Raw genomic sequence first — 16,699 nt, 5'->3', positions numbered from 1 at the left:
GGACCGTACGTCACCTATCCCGGAGCCACGGTGACGACGGTCGAGATGCCGAATCCGGACCGATGACACCGACAGCCCCCACCGACGACACCGTCTGCTTCGTCTCACTCCCGGCCTACGGCTACTTCGTTCCGGAGTCGGATATCGCGCCGGGGGGTGCGGAACGGCAGCTCTACCTCCTGAGTCAGGAGCTGCGGTCGGTGTTCGACGTCCACTTCGTCGTCGGTGATTACGGGCAGCCTCGGACGATGTACCGCGACGGCGTCACCCTCCATCGTGCGTACACCCCGTCGGAGGATCCGGTCTGGCAGCAGACGGCGGCCCTCTTCCGGGCGATGCGCCGCGCCGACGCCGACCTGTACGTCTATCGTGGGTTCCCGAGGAAGGCGGCCGTGACGTACGGCATGGCCCGGCTACTCGGAACGCGATGGGTGTACAATCTGGCCGCGGACCGGAACGTCGATTCGCATCCGGACCAGCTCTCGTTGCCGCTGTCGGTACTGTTCCGGCGGTCACTCGCGGACGCGGACGGAATCATCGCACAGACCCCGTATCAGCGGACCCGACTCCGGGAACGGTTCGGGGTCGACGCCACGGTCGTCCCGAACGGGTACCCTCCCGCAGAGGAGCATACGCCATACGGGGAGCGGGAGCACTTCCTCTGGGTCGGCCGGCTGGAGCGGGCACAGAAGCGCCCGCACCTCTTCTTGCAGCTGGCCGAAGCGCTTCCCGACTGTGAGTTCGTCCTCGCCGGCCCGGACGGGTCGTCGGAGGAGTACAACGAACGGATCGCCCGTCGGGCATCACAACTCGACAACGTCACGAACCTCGGCCGGGTCGACCCGGACCGAATCCATGAGCGGTATCGGCGCGCCACGGCGCTCGTCAGTACCTCCGCCCACGAGGGGTTCCCGAACACGTTCCTCGAGGCGTGGCGATACGGGACGCCAGTCCTGAGTCTGGATATCGACCCCGCCCGCTTCCTCCGGGGTCAGGAGGCCGGCTTCGCCGACGGCGAGTTCGACACACTAGAAGGGCTCGTCCGGATGCTCGATGACTCCGTCGCCTGTCGCCGTGAGTTCGGCCGACACGTTCGGGAAGAGTTCGAGGCGACGCTGACCATCTCCGAGACGGCCGCCCAGTACGCCGATGCCCTGCGAGCTGCGCTCCGGTAGCCGGTGCGGTGGCGGCTGTATCGCGAGGACCGAAGCTTGGATATCCCTGCTCGCGCTCCGGTGGACCAATGTGCGGCATCGGCGGCAAACTCTCGTTCACCGTCCGTCCGGATCCGGACCTCGGCGATGCGATGACGGCCTGCATGGACCACCGCGGCCCGGACGCGGAGGGCGTCTACGCGGACGGGCCGGCCCTCCTCGCACACACCCGACTCTCCATCCTCGACCTCTCCGAGGCGGGCCACCAGCCGATGGCAAACGCCGACGGAAGTGTCCACATCGTCTTCAACGGGGAGATCTACAACTACCGCGAACTCCGCGACCGGGTCGACCACTACCCCTTCCGGTCAGAGACAGACACGGAGGTCCTGCTCCACCTGTACGAGGAGCACGGTATCGACTGCCTGCAGTACCTCCGCGGGATGTTCGCCTTCGCCATCTGGGACGAGGACGAGGAGCGGCTGTTCCTCGCCCGGGACCGCCTGGGGCAGAAACCGCTCTTCGTCCGGAACACGGACGAGGCGTTCTGGTTCGGCTCGACCATCAAGACGCTCCTCGCCGATCCCGAAGTCCCGGCCGCCCCCGACCTCTCGGCCATCCGGGAGTACCTCACCTACCAGTACACGCCGCATCCGAAGACGGGCTTCGAGGGCATCGAGCAGCTCGGCCCTGCCGAGTACGCTGTCGTCGACGAGGACGGGATGGACCGCGAGCAGTACTGGTCACTCTCCTTCGCCGACCAGTTCGACGCCGGGCCACACGCCCTCGCGGCACGACTGCGCGAGGAACTCCGGGAGGCCACCCGGCTGCGGATGCGCAGCGACGTGCCTGTGGGTGTCTTCCTCTCGGGCGGCATCGACTCCTCGATCGTCACCGCCCTGATGAGCGACCTGGCCGACGAGCCGGTCAACACCTACTCCATCGGCTTCGACAGGGCGGCCTACGACGAACTCGGGTTCGCCCGCGAAGTCGCCAGCGAGTACGACACGAACCACACGGAGTACACCGTCCAGCCCGATGCGATGGAAGTGTTCCCCGACCTGATCGAGCAGTACGAGATGCCCTTCGGCGACCCGTCGGCGCTCCCGACCTACTACGTCTCCCGGGCTGCCGCTCGGGACACGACGGTCGCGCTGGGTGGCGATGCGGGAGACGAGACGTTCGCGGGCTACGACCGGTACACGTACGACTGGTTGACGCGCCGGGCGGGGCGGTTCCCCGGCTGGCTCCGGACTGCCGCGGAGACGGGTGGGCCACGGGTCGCTTCTGCGGTCGGTCGAGGGGAGCTGGCGCGGGACATGGAGCGGTTCCTCGACGCCGCTGCCGGTGACGACATCGAGCAGTATGCTGCGTACATCTGCCACGCGCTGGGCGACCAGGCCGAGGAGGTCTGGAACGGGCCGGCCCCGGACGACGAACTCCAGAACCTCCGGGAGGCGTTCGCCCGCGCGGACGGTCCAACCCGGATGGACGAGATCACCCATGTCGACATCCAGACCTACCTCCCGGACGACCTGCTCGTCAAGGTCGACCGTGCGAGCATGGCCCACTCGCTGGAGGTCCGCTCGCCGTTCCTCGACCACCAGTTCATGGAATTCGCGGCCCGCATCCCCGCCGAGTACAAGTGGCGCCGGGGGAAGAAGAAGTGGCTCCTCAAGCGGGCGTTCGAGGACCTCCTCCCCGACCCCGTCCTGACCCGGGAGAAGCAGGGCTTCGGCGTCCCAATCGACGAGTGGTTCCGTGGCGACCTCCGCGCGTTCGGTCGCGAGAAACTGAATCGGCTCGGCGCACGCGAGCCGTTCGACGCGGCGGGGGTCACCGGGATGTTCACGGAACACCTCGACGGCGAGGTGGACCACGGCTACCGTATCTGGGACCTCGTCATGCTCGAGGGGTGGTACGAGCGGTTCATCGATGACGAATGATATTTCTCCCCCGTGTCGCTGAGTACGGCCAGTGACAGCGCGTTTCGCGTTCGGCGAGAACTGGGAATCGTTCCTCCGGGAGCTAGACGACGACAGGATCGAGGAGGCCAAACGGGAACTCCGGGACGTGTTCGGCGAGAACGGATTGCGCGACCGGACGTTCCTCGATGCGGGATGCGGGAGTGGCCTGTTCTCGCTCGCTGCCCACCGGCTGGGCGCTTCGCGGGTGGTCAGCTTCGACTACGACGAGGACTCCGTGGCCTGCTGTCGACGGCTGCGTGACGAGGACGACGCCAGCCCCAGGGAGTGGGCGGTGGTACAGGGTGACCTCCTCGATACGGACTTCATCGGCTCGCTGGGTCGGTTCGACTGTGTCTACTGCTGGGGTGTGGCTCACCACACCGGGTCGATGTGGGACGCCATCGACAACGCGGCCGCCGCCGTCGCCCCGCGTGGGCGGCTGTGTCTCGGCATCTACAACGAGGTCGCCCCCGACGAGGCGCTGTACGACTCGGTTCTGTCGACCCGCATCAAGCGGGTGTACAATCGCCTGCCTGGGCCCGCACAGGCACTCGCCGTTCGCGGCTACGGCCTGACCCACCTCTCGATCCGGACGTTGCTGAGCCGCGAGGACCCCCGAACGTATCTCGAGCGCTACCGACGGGAGCGGGGGATGGAGTACTGGCACGATATCCGGGACTGGCTGGGTGGGCTGCCGTTCGAGTACGCGACGCCTGCCGCGGTCGAGAACCACATCACCGATGCCGAGACGTTCGAGCATGTCCGCACGGAGGTTCCAGCAGACCTTCCGACGGCCGTCAATACCTACGTCTTCGACAGGAACCCGGAATAGCTCCGGGCGGACGGCTCATCGAACCTCCTCGTACAGGGCCGCCATCCGCCCAACCATCGAGTCGACACCGAACTCGTCGCGGGCGCGTTGCACGGCCGCTCGACCGAGTGCCGCGGCCCGCTCGGGGTCCGCCAACAGGTCCGCAATCGCACCCCCGAGAGGCGCCGGGGCCCGGGGACGGACGTGAACCCCGTGTTCCCCGTCGGTAACCAACTCCGCACACCCGTCCACGGGCGTCGTCACGATGGGCAGCCCGGCACACATCGCCTCCAGCAGCGCCCCGGGGAGCCCCTCGTAGTGCGACGGGAATGTGAACAGGTCGAACAGCGCGAGCAGTTCGGGCACGTCATCGCGCCGCCCGAGCAGGTGGACCGACTCACGAATACCGAGCCGGGAAGCGTGCGCTCGGAGCGCGTCCCGTTCGGGGCCGTCGCCGACGAGCACCAGCTCGGCATCGGGATGTGCCTCGAGCACGGCGGGCCACGCGTCAAGCAGGTCGTGGTGCCCCTTCCGCTCGACCAGCCGCCCGACCGTCCCGACGATGGGTCCATCGCCGAGCCCCAGCTCCGCTCGCAGCCCCTCCGGTTCGGGCACGTCGTAGGCGTCCACATCCCGTCCGTTCCGGACGACGGACACCCGGTCGGAATCGACGCCCCGGTCGATGATCCACTCGGCGCCCGCCTCCGAGTTCGAGACGACGTGGTCCGAGAGTCCGAGCGTCGCGCGGTCGACGAGGTCGCGGTGGGGTGGCAGCGACTCGGGCACCTCCCGGACACCGGTGACGACCGTCGTCCCGGGACTCACCTGTCCGACGAGTCGCGCGAGGACGTTGTCGAAGTAGAGGAACGACTGCAGGATGGCCGGACGCTCACGGCGGAGTTCCCGTGCGAGTCGAAGCGCCGGCCGCGGGTCGACCTTGCTCGCGGCGCCGAGCGACCGGACGGGCACCGTGTCGTCGATTTCGTCGGCGAGCGGTCCCGGCTCGGCGATGGTCCAGACGGTCGGCGCGAACCGGTCGCGGTCCAGGCCGTTCACCAGATCGACCAGCGTCCGCTCGGTCCCGCCGACGGCCAGCGTCCCGATGAGGTACCAGACCTGCGTCCGGTCGTCGCCGGTTCCCGCCATCGATGGACCAGTGTCGAGCCCCGGGCAAAGGCCTTCGGAGTCGCTGCCATGCCGTCGACGGCGAGACAGAAACCTTCTCCCGCACCCCCGACTTCCGAGGACCCATGTGCGGTATCGCTGGCGTCCTCGACCCGTCCACGCTCCCCGACGAGGACACCCTCCAGCGGATGAACGACTGCCTGGCCCACCGGGGCCCGGACGACGCCGGCATCCACGTCGACGAGCCGGTCGCCCTCGCCCATCGTCGCCTCTCCATCATCGACCTCGAATCCGGCCAGCAGCCGATGTTCAACGAGGACCGCTCCGTCTGCGTCGTCTTCAATGGCGAGATCTACAACCATCGCGACCTCCGCGATGAACTCTCGACCAGCCACACCTTCCGCACGGACGCCGACACGGAGGTCCTGGTCCATCTGTACGAGGAGCACGGGCCGGGATTCGTCGAGCGACTCGACGGAATGTTCGCGTTCGCGCTCTGGGACGCCGACCGCGACCGGCTCGTCCTCGCTCGCGACCGGATGGGCATCAAGCCGCTCGTGCTCGCCCGCGACGGCGAGCGGGTCGCGTTCGCCTCCGAACTCCCGGCCCTCTTCGAGCCCGACATCGACCTCGGCGGCCTCGACCACGCGGCGCTCGGGACCTACTTCTGTCTCGGCTTCGCCCCGGCGCCACGGACGGCGTTCCAGAACGTCAGCAAGCTCCGTCCCGGTGAACTCGCCCTCATCGAGTACGAGGACGGCAGGCGCGACGGGGGCTCGCTCTCGGTCGACCGCAGACGCTACTACCAGCCGACCATCGAGTCCCAGGACCCCTCGCTGGGCACGGCGGCAACCGAACTCCGAGCGCGCGTCGAGCGCGCCGTGGAACGGCGACTGATGAGCGACGTGCCGCTCGGCGCCTTCCTCTCGGGGGGGCTCGACTCCAGCATCGTCGTGGCGACGATGGCCGACCTCATGGACGAGCCGGTCCGGACGTTCACGGTGGGCTTCGACGAGGCCCGCTTCGACGAGTCCTGGGCGGCTCGCGAGGTCGCCGACTACCACGGCACCGACCACCACGAGTACACGGTCACGCCCGACGATGTTCGGGAGACGATTCCCGACGTGCTCGACCGCCTCGGCGAGCCATTCGCGGACCCATCGCTCATCCCGACGAGCGTGGTCGCCCGCGAGACCGCACGCGACGTGACCGTCGCGCTCTCGGGCGACGGTGCGGACGAACTGTTCGCCGGCTACAGCAAGTACCGCGGCGAGCACCTTTCGACGTACTACCGCGCGTTGCCCGGACCAGTCCGGGGCGCGGTCGACCGGCTGCTCGGCGCGGCTCCGGTCGACCGGACGACCAGGGTCGGCGAACTCGGCCGGCAGGCCCGGAAGTTCCGGCGCGGCTCAGAGCCGGACCCGGTCGCCCGCCACCTGGCGTGGCTCCGGCTCCCCGACGAAGACGCGGCCCGCGCAGTTGCACCGCTCGACCCGGAACGCCGTGCTGGGGACGCCCTCGAGGACGCCCATCGTGACGCCCATCGGATGCTGCCCGAGGGCGACGAGTTCAACCGGATGCTCGCGGTCGACACCCGCTTCGGCCTCCCGAACCAGATGCTCCACAAGGTCGACCTCGCGGGGATGTACTCCTCGCTGGAGGTCCGGGTGCCGTTCCTGGACAGGGAGGTCGTCGAGTACGCACTCTCGCTCCCGACGAGTCACAAGATCGATGCCCGCGAGCAGAAGCGCGTGCTCCGGCGCGCGTTCGACGACGTGCTCCCGAAACGTATCCAGCAGCGCGGGAAACAGGGCTTCGACATGCCCATCGGCGAGTGGTTGACGGGCCCGCTCGCAGACGATTTCCACGAGGCTCTCGAGTCCATCCAGGCGCCGTTCCTCGACCGACAGACGGTACGCGAGGTCTTCGATGCCCACCGTTCGGGCCGGGCCGACCACGCGAAGTTCCTCTGGAGCGTCTACGTCTACGGTCGCTGGGAGCGCCGGCTCCGCAACCGGGGGGTCCCGCTCTGCCTCGATGGCTGACGATTCGTCCGGCGACCGTCGGATATATCGCCCTGTGGTGACGCCGGTCGGATAGATGCTGCCCCAGGAGACGCTCTCGGTCCTCGCGGCGACGGCCGCGATCCTCGCAGTCTTCCTCGCCACCGCCCGGCGGGTCGGGAACCGCTGGTATGCGGGCGCCGGGACCGTCGCACTCCTCGGACACGTCGCGTTCGGTGCCCTCGTCCTTCCGCGGCTCCCGTACGCCTGGGACATCGCTCGGTTCCACCACCGGGCGGTGCTCATCCTGAACGGGGAGCTTCCCTCGACGAACCCGACCATCAACTCCTTCTCCGGGGCGCAGGCGGTTCTCTACAGCGTCTTCGGCACCGACCCGACCGTCGTTGCGGTGTTCAACGGCCTCTGTGCCGTACTGGTCGCGCTCCCGGCGGCAGACCTCGCACGGCGGCTCTACCCCAACCTGTCGACAGCCCGTGGCCTCGTCGTGACCGTCCTGTTCCTCCCGCTCCCGTTCGTCTTCCTGACGGTTCCGATGCGGGACGCGCTCGGTGTACTCCTGTTCTTCAGCCTGCTCGCTGCGGTCGCACGGGCCTACGACGGAGAGACGTGGCCGGCAGTCCTCGGGGTTCCGCTGTGGGGTGCGCTGAGTCTCCTCCGGCCAGAGCTGGCAGCGGTTCTCCTGCTCGGTGGGGCGGCCGGTGGCTTGGTGAGGGCCATCGATGCGACGGCCGAGCGTCCGGTGACGCTCCGCGGACTCGTGGCCCTCGCGGCGCTTCCGGCAGTCGCCGCCCTTCCGCTCCTCATCCGGAGGCTTCCCGTCGCGCCGTTCACGGAGCGCCTGCAACGACGGTCCGTCGGCGGCGCGACCTACCTCGACGGCTTCAGCTACGAGACGGGCCTCGATGTCGTCCTCGCCGCACCCGCCCGGGCGCTCTACTTCCAGTACGCCCCGTTCCCGCTCCACGTCACGTCGGCGTTCGACCTGGTCTCGGTCCTGCTGCTCCCCGTCCTCGTGACGCTCACGGTCACGGCCTACCGGTCGGTCCGTGAATGTGAACGCGACCTCGCCGTCCTCGTTCTGATGCTCACGACGTACGTCCTCGGCGTGGTCGGCTACGGGCTGGTCGACGCCAACTTCGGGACGACAGCCCGCCACCGTATCCCGTTCACCTTCCTGCTGTGTGTCCTCGGGGCTCCGACGCTCGAGCGGTGGGCGACGATACTACTGGGGCTGGACTCCGGTTCCAGCGGGTCGGTTTCGAAACAGACAATCCGCCGATAGCGACCCGCCGTTCGGCCTGCGGATAGGTAAATTAATCACCCTCCCTCGAACGCATCAGCACTGTGAGACGGCATCTTCGCTACCTTTCGCTTCTCCTTATCTCTGCAGCTCTTAGGACAGCTTGGGTCGTATACGATGGTATTACTATCGGCCCTGACACGGCGAACTTCCTCTCGTCGTGTCAGTATTGGCTCGGAAATCCTGCTGGCATCTTCGGCATCGAAGCGATAGCTGGCATCGAGTACGCCGGCGCGACGCTGCCGATGTGTCTTATCGTCGAAGGTGCTGGCCTCGGCTACTCCGGATTCGTCGCGTATCAGGTGCTTCTTTCATCGGCTTCGACAGTGCTCCTCTACGACACCTGTAGACGGGAGTGGGACTCCGAACTCGCTGGGCTCGTAGCTGGCATCGTATTTGCCGGATTTTGGCCGACATTCCAGTGGGTCAACTGGATACTGACCGACGTATCCTTCATCTTCGTGTTGACTGTCGGTCTGTGGAGCCTCACCCGATACCGGACAGCCGAGAACCCGACGCTCTACGATCGGATACTGGTCGTGGGGGCCGCTATCGCCATCGGTTTCACTCGCCCCGTGGGGTTGCTGGTGGCGGTCGGCTGGCTACTGTGGGTCTCTCTCGGTGAAGAGTCCGTCAGAGTGTTCGGGTATCCACTCACGGGTATCGGATCCGCCGTCGTTGTAGTGGTAACGTATATCACTCTTAGCTCACGTGACGAGTTCTCCGCCCAGTTACTCGGCGTTTGGCGGAACGGCGTACTGGTGCTGGACGACCCTACCTTCTCCTATGAGTATGTACACACGCCCGCCTCAACCGTCTTCCAATTCATCCTGCGGAATCCCCTCGAACTGATCATAATGGGGGTTCTCAAGACAGGCCTCTTGTTCCTTCCATTCGTTGGGCGCTTCTCGGGGCTGCATAAGGTAATCAATCTCACCGTCCTTGTTCCACCCATGCTCCTCTCGATAATGGCACTCGTGAGACTAATCAAGGGCAAAGACACGGAACGACTCATGACGTGGGGCTGGCCGGCAGTAGCGATGACTGCGCTCATCGCAGCGACTTTCTGGGACTTCGACTGGCGATACCGTGCACCGTACGGACCGATATTCATCGGCCTCTCAGCGATGTTCGTTCCCAGGTTTCGGAAGTGGGCGGCAGACAAATACCCGGGTGCTCGGGAGTATCTCCAGAAGGCAAATCTCTGATGCTCTTTGACTACTCGTCATAGCTGATTACTCACCAGCTTCTGGCCGAGTCGTAGACGGAGGCCAGCGCTATTCCCTAGGATAATCAGGTCCCGTTTCCCGACTCACTACACTCCTACGCCCGAACGGGTCGGCGACCGACCACACCAGTGCCGCGGTCACGGCGAACAGCGCGACGAAACTGAGGAACTTCACGGCCGCGTTCATGTTCGACCGCAGCACCGAGACGACGCTCACGAGCAGGACGGCTCCGACGACGGCCTGCTGGACGCGTTCGTCGGTGGCGAGCGAGACCGCGACGCTGTGCTCGCTCCACCGGCGGAGCGTCACGACTGCCCGATAGAGTGTCGACCCCCGAACCGCCTCCCGCAGGTCCATACCCAGCCGACGGGTGCCGATGCCGTTAGCCGTTGCGGTCGGCGATGTGTTCGAGTGCGGCGGTCGTCCGCTCGACCGTACTCGCCCAGTCGTGGTCGTCGACGACCGCTGTCCGTGGCTCGCGGTCGGTGCCGGCGAGCACGGCACGCAACGCGGCCGCGAACCCCTCGATGTCGCCCACCGGAACCGCCCGCCCGACCCCCTCGACGACGGGCGCGACCTGTTCGAGATCGCTGACGACCGCCGGAACGCCGGAGGCGAGTGCCTCCAGTACGGTCCGGGGGAGCCCCTCCGCCCGCGACGGGAGCACGAGCGCGTCCACAGCCCGGTACACCGCAGGCATCTCGTCGTACGAGACGTGTCCGAGGAAGGTGACTGCGTCCTCCAGATCACGCTCGGCGACAGCCGCGTCGAGTTCCTCCCGCAGCGGTCCCTCGCCGCAGACGACCAGCCGCGCGTCGGGATGGGTCTCCCGGAGCCGGTCCAGCGCCGCGACCGCGCCCCCTGGGCGCTTTCCCTCGACCAGTCGCCCCACGAACAGGACCACCGGCCCGCCGCCCGGGACGCGTTCGCTCGGGTCGCCCTCGGGGGTGAACCGCGACGTGTCGATGCCGTTCGAGATGACTTCGATTGGCGTCGAGACCCCGAACCCACGGAGGCGCTCGCGGTCCTCCTCGGTGTAGCAGAACACCACGTCCCCCCGGTCGAACGTCCATCGCCCGGCCGTCCGGAGGTACGCGTCGAACACCCTCTCGGGGGCGGTCTGGGAGTAGAGGCCGTGGTTCGTGATCGCCAGTGGCGGTCCACCGAGCAGCCGTGCGACGGCCGCGAGGTTGGTCGAGAAGTACAGATGCGAGTGCGCGTGGAGCACGTCGTACTCGTCGGCGTATCGGTGGAGGTAGCGCGCTACGCCCACAGAGATGTCGTTCCCCAGTGCCGAGACCGTCGCCGGGCGCCGAACCACCCGATACCCGTCCCGTTCCTCCTCGCCACCACCGCCGCCGACGGTCAGGACGGTCACGTCGTGGCCCATCGCCGCCTGGTCGCGCGACATCGCGTGGACGTGGTACGGCCCCCCACCCGTCACGTCCGGGTAGACCTTCTGTGCGACGCGGAGGATACGCATCACTCCAGGGTCGCCAGGGCGGCCACATCAACGGTCCGATGTCGTCACAGGGGGCGCTACTCGTCCTCCAGGGGACGCCCGGCCACCGTCCGAACGAGGTCGATGAGCACCATCCACACCTGCCGGACGACGATCTTCAGGTCGAACCAGAAGCTCTGTCGGCGGATGTACTCCACGTCGTACCGGAGCTTCGCCTCCGGGTCCAGACTGGTCGCGCCGTTGATCTGCGCCAGCCCGGTCAGTCCGGGCTTGACGAACCAGCGCTTGCGCCAGTCCTCGGTCTCGGCTTCGAGGTGGGTCTCCTCGCCCGTCCACGCGGCGCGCGGCCCGACGACGCTCATGTCGCCGACGAGGATGGACCAGAGCTGTGGCGTCTCGTCTAGATGGGTCCGCCGGATGAACCGCCCCACGCGCGTGATGCGGTCGTTGCCGTCGTCGGAGACGGGCTCGGTGTCGTCGGCGTCGGTCTCGTGCATCGAGCGGAACTTGTACACGTCGAACGTATCCCCGAATGCCGCCGTCCGCTCCTGCTCGTAGAGGACGCTGCCGCCGTCCTCCAGCTTGATCGCCGCCGCGATACCGAGCATCACCGGTGACAGCACCAGCAGCCCCACGCCCGCGAACACGATGTCGAACGCCCGCTTCAGCAGGTGGTCCTGTGGGTCCCAGGGTTCCAGCTCCACGTCGACCAGCTCATCCTGACCGAAGCCGCTCGTCAGCACGCTATCGGCGTGCTTGCGGTGGACCTTCGCGGCGACGCCGTGGTCGAAGCAGGTGTCGAGCGCACCGAAGAACTCGGCGCGGTCGGGCTCCGAGAACGCCAGCGCGACCGTGTCCACGTCGTGCTCGACGAGCACCTCGCCGAGCCGTGAGAGACCGCCCAGCGAGGGGAGCTCGGCTATCCGGCCGCCGCCGTCGGTCAGGCCGAGTGCGGTCTGTGCCCCCGGGTCCGTGGCCACGTCCAGTTCGCGCGTGGTTCCGGGTGGCGAGACGTATCCGACGACGGTCCCCTCGATCACGTCCAGGATGTCGGCCATCGCGACGGGGTCGTCGCCCACGAGGATGGTCCGGCCACCCTTCTCGCGTGGGCGGCGTCGGATGGTGACGAACAGGACCGGGAGCGTGGCCAGCAGGAACGCCGTCGTGAACAGCAGGGTCGCGCGCGGGAGCCGGTAGGTGTAGTCGAAGTACCCCACCGCCGCCAGCGTCACGGTCGCGAGGAGCGTCCGCTCGGCAGCCAGCGACGCCGTGTCGAGTATCCGCCGTGGGCGTGGCTTGAACAGCGGGGTGAGCACGGCGAGCGCGACGAGAACGGTCGTCGCGGCCTCGAACGCCAGCTCCATCCCGCCGGCCGGGTCCAGTGGGAGGCCGCCGATGACCGGGACCGAACGGAGTAGCGACTGCACGGCCGGGTGATTCGCGGCGACCACGGCGGTGACCACCAGTCCGATGGTACCACCGACGCTGGCGATCCGGTATCGCCACCCGGATGTCATCACCCGAGACTCCGACACGACGGCCGATAAGTGCAACGGGAGTGTCAGACGCGTTCGTCCGGGGCTGAAACGGTCAGGACGCCCGGACCAGCGGCTCGTACCAGTCCCGATTCGTCCGGTACCAGTCGACGAACTTCCGGACGCCCTCGCGGATGTCGTGGGTCGGCTCGTAGCCCAGCAACTCGCCGGCCTTGCTCACGTCGGCGTGCGTGTGCTCGGCGTCGGCCGAGTGGCGGTCGTCGAACTCGAACTCCAGCGAGGGGTCGATCTCGTCGCGGATGACCGCCGCCAGTTCGCGGATCTCGATGTTGTCCGTCGACCCGATGTTGACCGCTTCACCGTCGGCGGCGTCCGTCTCCAGCAGCGACAGGTTCGCCGCGACCACGTCGTCGATGTAGGTGAAATCGCGCGTCTGCGTGCCGTCGCCGTAGATGACCGGCGGCTCGCCGTTCGTACAGCGCGAGACGAAGTTCGTGATGGCCATGTTCGGGCGCATCCGCGGGCCGTAGACGGTGAAGTACCGCAGCGCGACGGCCGGGAGGTCGTACACCTCGCTGTAGGCACACAGGTAGCGCTCGGCCGCGAGCTTGGAGGCGCCGTACGGCGATACCGGTGTCGTCGGGTGGACCTCGTCGTACGGGAGGTACTCGGGAACGCCGTACACGGACGACGAGGAGGCCATGACGATACGCTCCACGTCGCTCGCGCGGGCCGCGTCGAGGATGTTGAGCGTCCCGTCGACGTTCACCTCGTCGTAGACACGCGGCTCGGCCACGCTGTCGCGAACGCCCGCACGACCGGCCTGGTGGAAGACGTAGTCGGCGTCGCCGACGAGGTCCGCGACGAGGTCCGCGTCGCGCACGTCGCCCTTCACGAACTCGTAGTCGGTGCCGGCGTCGGCCGCGGTCTCGCGGTGGACCTCCAGCGTCCGCTCCTTGATGCCCAGGTCGTAGTAGGGATGCATCTCGTCGATGACCGTCACGTCGTGGCCCTCGGCGAGGAACCGCTCGGCGAGGTGGCCACCGATGAAGCCCGCGCCGCCCGTCACGAGAATCTGCATGGCGCCGTGTCGTCGGGGATGGGCTACAAAGGTGTCGGGACGGACTCATTCGTCCGCGAAGTCGTCGATGCGGTTCCGAATCCGGGCATACAGCAACGATCCGCCAGATGGCGTATATTATTCCTCGAGTAAAGAATTATACCCATTCAGGCGATAGCGGAGGATATGACCGAACCGGAGACGGACGGCCCACCTCCGTTCGAGGACCCGTTCGAGGGTGAGGATGTCGAGCAGCGGATTTACGGGACGTTGCTGCAGACGCGGAACCCGACCAGCGTCTCGGAGATCGCCGAGCAATCCGATTGCGACCCGAAGACTGCCCGCAAGTACCTGAGCTGGTTCACCGATCTCGGCGTCGCTACGCGCCACGACGGGCGGCCAGTGACCTACGAGCGCAACGACGCGTACTTCGAGTGGCGGCGGGTGAACGACCTCGCAGCTAGTCACACTCCGGAAGGACTCCGAGATCGTGTCGCGGACCTGACCGAGCAGATCGAGACGTACCAGCGACGGTACGACGCTACCCACCCGAGCGAGGTCGACGCGCTCGAGACGGACGGTGATATCGACGAGGTGTACGCCGACTTGAACGACTGGGCCACGGCGATCCACGAGCGGCGACTCCACGAGCGCGCCCGACAGCAGGTTGCGGACGCCAGTGGGCGGGCATCACCCTGACCGATGGCGGACGACGAAGCGGGGGCGGGTGTCCCCATCGACCGGTCCGTTCTGGAACTCCTCCGGGACCGACTGCGCACGACGCGACAGGTCGCGGACGCCCACCTTTCCGACGAAGCGGGTCACATCGAGTTACTGATAACCCTCTCGGAGGCGTACTATCCGGGTAGCGAGACGAACGCCACACTAACGATTCGCTGGTACACGAACGACGATTTCAGCATCCACTACCGCGAGGCCGGCGGGAACGAGAGCTGGGAGTGTCGATGGGATCGGCACCCGAACCCGCACAACGATCGGGAGCACTTCCACCCACCGCCGGATGCAGCGACTCCGGGAGAGGACGGATCCTGGCCGAACGACTACCGTGAGGTGGTCCGACTGGTACTGGACGATATCGAGAACCGGATCGAGGAACGGTGGCGTGGGTAGGGATACTCACCACTCGAGTCGTTACTCCGTCGCTTCCGCTTCCTCGGCCTCGCTCGCTACCTCCGCCTCGTAGCCCTCCTCCAGCCGCCGTTCGGCCTCGTCGCGGTCCTCCGGGTAGCCCACGTCGATGCGCCACCCCTCCATCCGGATGGCGTCGATGGTCCGTCCGGACTTGATGAGCAGGTCGATAGCGTCTGATATCTCGTACTCGTCGCGGCCCGAGGGCTGGACGAGGTGGCAGGCGTGGAAGATGGCCGGCGTGAACGTGTAGAAGCCCGTCATCACCAGGTTCGAGGGCGGGTCGTCGGGCTTCTCGACCACGTCGACGATCTCGCCGTAGTCGTTGGTGTCACAGACCCCGTAGCGCGAGGCCTCGTCCCACGGCACCTCCTCGACGAGGAAGGCGGCGTCCGCGCGGTCCTCCTGCTGGCGGTTGACGACGTCCTGAAGGTTCGCGTCGAAGATGTTGTCCCCCAGCATCATCATGAAATCGTCGTCGATGTGCTCCTCGGTGGTCAGGAGCGCGTGCGCGATGCCGAGCGGCTCGCGCTGGTGGCAGTACGTGATGGGCACGCCCTCGTACGTGTCGCCGTAGTGACTGATGATCTTCTCCTTCTTGTACCCGACGACGACCAGCAGCTCGTCGGCGTCCAGCTCGACCAGCCGGTCGAAGCAGTGCGTGAGAATCGGCTTCCCGGCGACCTCGACCAGTCCCTTCGGTTTGTCCTCGGTGAGCGGGCGGAGCCGCGTCCCCTCGCCCGCCGCGATGACGACTGCTTTCATACTTCGTGGCTGTGTCCTGTGGGCTAAATACCTTCCCGCTCGGGATGACAGGGTGCGATTATTGGCATATGCTGGATTTTAGGAGGATGTTGGTGCACCTCTCTGGAAAATTTCGAGAGTATGAGTGATATCGGATGTCTCAGTCTGTCAGGTGTTCGTACGCCTCGGTGACCTCCTTGAACGCCTCTTCGTCGCCGTCGTCGGTGTCGGGGTGGGTCTCCTTGACGAGGCGGCGGTAGGCCCGTTTCACGTCGGCCTCGTCCGCGCCGGGTTCCAGTCCGAGGGTGGCGTACGCCTCGCCGTCCGTCGGGCCGTCGCGCGCTGCCATCTGGGCGCCGGCCCGGCCGCGACTGCCGCCCGGGCCCCGCTGGCGTTGCTGGTACCGGTACTCCCAGCGTTCGCGGCCACCCGGCGGCGTCCACTCCTCGCGGGGGCCGGCGCCGAACCCGCCACCACCCTGGCCCCGGCCGCCGCGCCGGCCACGACCACCGTCGGCGCGACCGCGGCGCTTCCGGCCGCTGTTCGCCCGGGCGCGCCGTTCGACCCGTTCGTACAGCGAGGTGCGGAGCTTCCCGCTCCCCTGGTACCAGAACAGGTAGCTGGCGCCGCCGAAGGCTGCCGCGACGAACAGCGGCACCGGGTCCTGGAACACGGCCGCCAGCACGACCATCAGGGCCGCCAGCCCCGCGAACACGGCGGTCATCCCCAGCAGGAGCCGCGAGTTGTTCACACGTCATCACACGGGGCCGACCCCCGTAAGCGTCTCGCCCGCGGATGGGCGTCGGTGTCCCCGTCCGGACGGCAGGTATGGTCCCCCGGAAGCTTTCACCGGTCCGGTGGAGACGCCGGTATGGAGTGGCACGTCGTCGCCGGCGACCCCGGGGATGAGGGGTCGAGCCGTGTCGAGTGGGAACGGGCCGACCGCTACGCGCGGGTGGTCGTCCGCGAGACGGCCACGGGTGCCTGGGCGGTCACGCTCGACCGGCTGACGCAGGCCCCCGACGGTCAGTACTACCACCGCGAGACGGTGGCGGCCCGCGACGGCGCGCTCGACCTGGCCGCCACGTGGCGCGAGGAGAACGACGGGACCGCGAGCGGGGCGACCGAGGACGTGGACGGCGCGTGACAGCTGGCGCGGGACAGCCCGACCGCGTGTG

Annotated in this window: 16 protein-coding genes; 9 read left to right on the top strand and 7 right to left on the bottom strand. The window is 67.5% G+C overall.

What is annotated here, in order from left to right; all coding sequences use genetic code 11:
• Positions 1 to 62: 62 nt before the first annotated feature.
• The 3 genes from NL114_RS00730 to NL114_RS00720 all read left to right on the top strand — a co-directional run bounded on the left by NL114_RS00730 (position 63) and on the right by NL114_RS00720 (position 3,953).
• A complete protein-coding gene (locus tag NL114_RS00730) occupies positions 63 to 1,175 on the top strand; it encodes a glycosyltransferase family 4 protein (RefSeq protein WP_254822897.1) in 1,113 nt (370 codons plus the stop codon).
• A 68-nt stretch (positions 1,176 to 1,243) separates the two neighbouring features.
• The gene (gene asnB / locus NL114_RS00725; RefSeq protein ID WP_254822896.1) at positions 1,244 to 3,100 is read left to right on the top strand and encodes an asparagine synthase (glutamine-hydrolyzing); all 1,857 of its coding nucleotides are present in this window, start codon (positions 1,244 to 1,246) and stop codon (positions 3,098 to 3,100) included.
• 31 nt (positions 3,101 to 3,131) lie between these two features.
• Entirely contained in the window at positions 3,132 to 3,953 is an 822-nt protein-coding gene (locus NL114_RS00720; RefSeq protein ID WP_254822895.1) for a class I SAM-dependent methyltransferase, read from the top strand.
• 15 nt (positions 3,954 to 3,968) lie between these two features.
• On the opposite strand, the gene NL114_RS00715 is transcribed toward NL114_RS00720, so the two are convergent.
• Positions 3,969 to 5,078 carry a glycosyltransferase gene (locus tag NL114_RS00715; protein WP_254822894.1) on the bottom strand — a complete coding sequence of 370 codons (1,110 nt, stop codon included), beginning with the start codon at positions 5,076 to 5,078 and terminating at the stop codon, positions 3,969 to 3,971.
• A 104-nt stretch (positions 5,079 to 5,182) separates the two neighbouring features.
• Between NL114_RS00715 and asnB (NL114_RS00710) the strand changes: the two genes are divergently transcribed.
• The 3 genes from asnB (NL114_RS00710) to NL114_RS00700 all read left to right on the top strand — a co-directional run bounded on the left by asnB (NL114_RS00710) (position 5,183) and on the right by NL114_RS00700 (position 9,589).
• The gene (gene asnB, locus NL114_RS00710) at positions 5,183 to 7,102 is read left to right on the top strand and encodes an asparagine synthase (glutamine-hydrolyzing) (RefSeq protein ID WP_254822893.1); all 1,920 of its coding nucleotides are present in this window, start codon (positions 5,183 to 5,185) and stop codon (positions 7,100 to 7,102) included.
• Positions 7,103 to 7,157: 55 nt separating this feature from the next.
• A complete protein-coding gene (locus NL114_RS00705; RefSeq protein WP_254822892.1) occupies positions 7,158 to 8,363 on the top strand; it encodes a hypothetical protein in 1,206 nt (401 codons plus the stop codon).
• Between the two features lie 62 nt (positions 8,364 to 8,425).
• Complete coding sequence (locus NL114_RS00700; protein WP_254822891.1) at positions 8,426 to 9,589, top strand: hypothetical protein; 1,164 nt, start codon at positions 8,426 to 8,428, stop codon at positions 9,587 to 9,589.
• Positions 9,590 to 9,658: 69 nt separating this feature from the next.
• Here the strand turns inward: NL114_RS00700 and NL114_RS00695 are convergent, their stop codons facing one another.
• From NL114_RS00695 to NL114_RS00680, 4 genes are all read right to left on the bottom strand, one after another.
• A complete protein-coding gene (locus NL114_RS00695; RefSeq protein WP_254822890.1) occupies positions 9,659 to 9,967 on the bottom strand; it encodes a hypothetical protein in 309 nt (102 codons plus the stop codon).
• Between the two features lie 25 nt (positions 9,968 to 9,992).
• Positions 9,993 to 11,093 carry a glycosyltransferase family 4 protein gene (locus NL114_RS00690; protein WP_254822889.1) on the bottom strand — a complete coding sequence of 367 codons (1,101 nt, stop codon included), beginning with the start codon at positions 11,091 to 11,093 and terminating at the stop codon, positions 9,993 to 9,995.
• 56 nt (positions 11,094 to 11,149) lie between these two features.
• On the bottom strand, positions 11,150 to 12,589 hold the full coding sequence (locus NL114_RS00685) for a sugar transferase (RefSeq protein ID WP_254822888.1): 1,440 nt from the start codon (positions 12,587 to 12,589) through the stop codon (positions 11,150 to 11,152).
• A gap of 73 nt (positions 12,590 to 12,662) precedes the next feature.
• The gene (locus NL114_RS00680; RefSeq protein WP_254822887.1) at positions 12,663 to 13,649 is read right to left on the bottom strand and encodes an NAD-dependent epimerase/dehydratase family protein; all 987 of its coding nucleotides are present in this window, start codon (positions 13,647 to 13,649) and stop codon (positions 12,663 to 12,665) included.
• Positions 13,650 to 13,814: 165 nt separating this feature from the next.
• Here NL114_RS00680 and NL114_RS00675 point away from each other — a divergent pair, with 165 nt between their 5' ends.
• Positions 13,815 to 14,327 carry a DUF7342 family protein gene (locus NL114_RS00675; RefSeq protein WP_254822886.1) on the top strand — a complete coding sequence of 171 codons (513 nt, stop codon included), beginning with the start codon at positions 13,815 to 13,817 and terminating at the stop codon, positions 14,325 to 14,327.
• 3 nt (positions 14,328 to 14,330) lie between these two features.
• Entirely contained in the window at positions 14,331 to 14,759 is a 429-nt protein-coding gene (locus NL114_RS00670) for a toxin-antitoxin system TumE family protein (protein WP_254822885.1), read from the top strand.
• A 21-nt stretch (positions 14,760 to 14,780) separates the two neighbouring features.
• On the opposite strand, the gene aglF is transcribed toward NL114_RS00670, so the two are convergent.
• Both aglF and NL114_RS00660 read right to left on the bottom strand, forming a co-directional pair.
• Complete coding sequence (aglF, locus tag NL114_RS00665; protein ID WP_254822884.1) at positions 14,781 to 15,542, bottom strand: UTP--glucose-1-phosphate uridylyltransferase AglF; 762 nt, start codon at positions 15,540 to 15,542, stop codon at positions 14,781 to 14,783.
• 139 nt (positions 15,543 to 15,681) lie between these two features.
• The gene (locus tag NL114_RS00660) at positions 15,682 to 16,272 is read right to left on the bottom strand and encodes a J domain-containing protein (protein ID WP_254822883.1); all 591 of its coding nucleotides are present in this window, start codon (positions 16,270 to 16,272) and stop codon (positions 15,682 to 15,684) included.
• A gap of 120 nt (positions 16,273 to 16,392) precedes the next feature.
• Between NL114_RS00660 and NL114_RS00655 the strand changes: the two genes are divergently transcribed.
• Complete coding sequence (locus tag NL114_RS00655) at positions 16,393 to 16,668, top strand: DUF7543 family protein (protein WP_254822882.1); 276 nt, start codon at positions 16,393 to 16,395, stop codon at positions 16,666 to 16,668.
• The last annotated feature ends 31 nt before the right edge of the window (positions 16,669 to 16,699 follow it).

The sequence above is a fragment of the Haloglomus halophilum genome (assembly GCF_024298885.1).
GTDB lineage: Archaea > Halobacteriota > Halobacteria > Halobacteriales > Haloarculaceae > Haloglomus > Haloglomus halophilum.
The sequence above is the reverse complement of the archived record's forward strand: the minus strand, read 5'-3'. Positions and strand labels throughout refer to the sequence as shown.

Bases quoted from the DNA above. Each gene is read 5' to 3' on its own strand.
- NL114_RS00690 (WP_254822889.1), bottom strand. From the start codon at position 11,093: ATGCGTATCCTCCGCGTCGCACAGAAGGTCTACCCGGACGTGACGGGT.
- NL114_RS00730 (WP_254822897.1), top strand. From the start codon at position 63: ATGACACCGACAGCCCCCACCGACGACACCGTCTGCTTCGTCTCACTC.
- asnB (WP_254822896.1), top strand. From the start codon at position 1,244: ATGTGCGGCATCGGCGGCAAACTCTCGTTCACCGTCCGTCCGGATCCG.
- NL114_RS00685 (WP_254822888.1), bottom strand. From the start codon at position 12,589: ATGACATCCGGGTGGCGATACCGGATCGCCAGCGTCGGTGGTACCATC.
- NL114_RS00670 (WP_254822885.1), top strand. From the start codon at position 14,331: ATGGCGGACGACGAAGCGGGGGCGGGTGTCCCCATCGACCGGTCCGTT.
- NL114_RS00705 (WP_254822892.1), top strand. From the start codon at position 7,158: ATGCTGCCCCAGGAGACGCTCTCGGTCCTCGCGGCGACGGCCGCGATC.
- NL114_RS00715 (WP_254822894.1), bottom strand. From the start codon at position 5,078: ATGGCGGGAACCGGCGACGACCGGACGCAGGTCTGGTACCTCATCGGG.
- NL114_RS00680 (WP_254822887.1), bottom strand. From the start codon at position 13,649: ATGCAGATTCTCGTGACGGGCGGCGCGGGCTTCATCGGTGGCCACCTC.
- aglF (WP_254822884.1), bottom strand. From the start codon at position 15,542: ATGAAAGCAGTCGTCATCGCGGCGGGCGAGGGGACGCGGCTCCGCCCG.
- asnB (WP_254822893.1), top strand. From the start codon at position 5,183: ATGTGCGGTATCGCTGGCGTCCTCGACCCGTCCACGCTCCCCGACGAG.
- NL114_RS00695 (WP_254822890.1), bottom strand. From the start codon at position 9,967: ATGGACCTGCGGGAGGCGGTTCGGGGGTCGACACTCTATCGGGCAGTC.
- NL114_RS00675 (WP_254822886.1), top strand. From the start codon at position 13,815: ATGACCGAACCGGAGACGGACGGCCCACCTCCGTTCGAGGACCCGTTC.
- NL114_RS00655 (WP_254822882.1), top strand. From the start codon at position 16,393: ATGGAGTGGCACGTCGTCGCCGGCGACCCCGGGGATGAGGGGTCGAGC.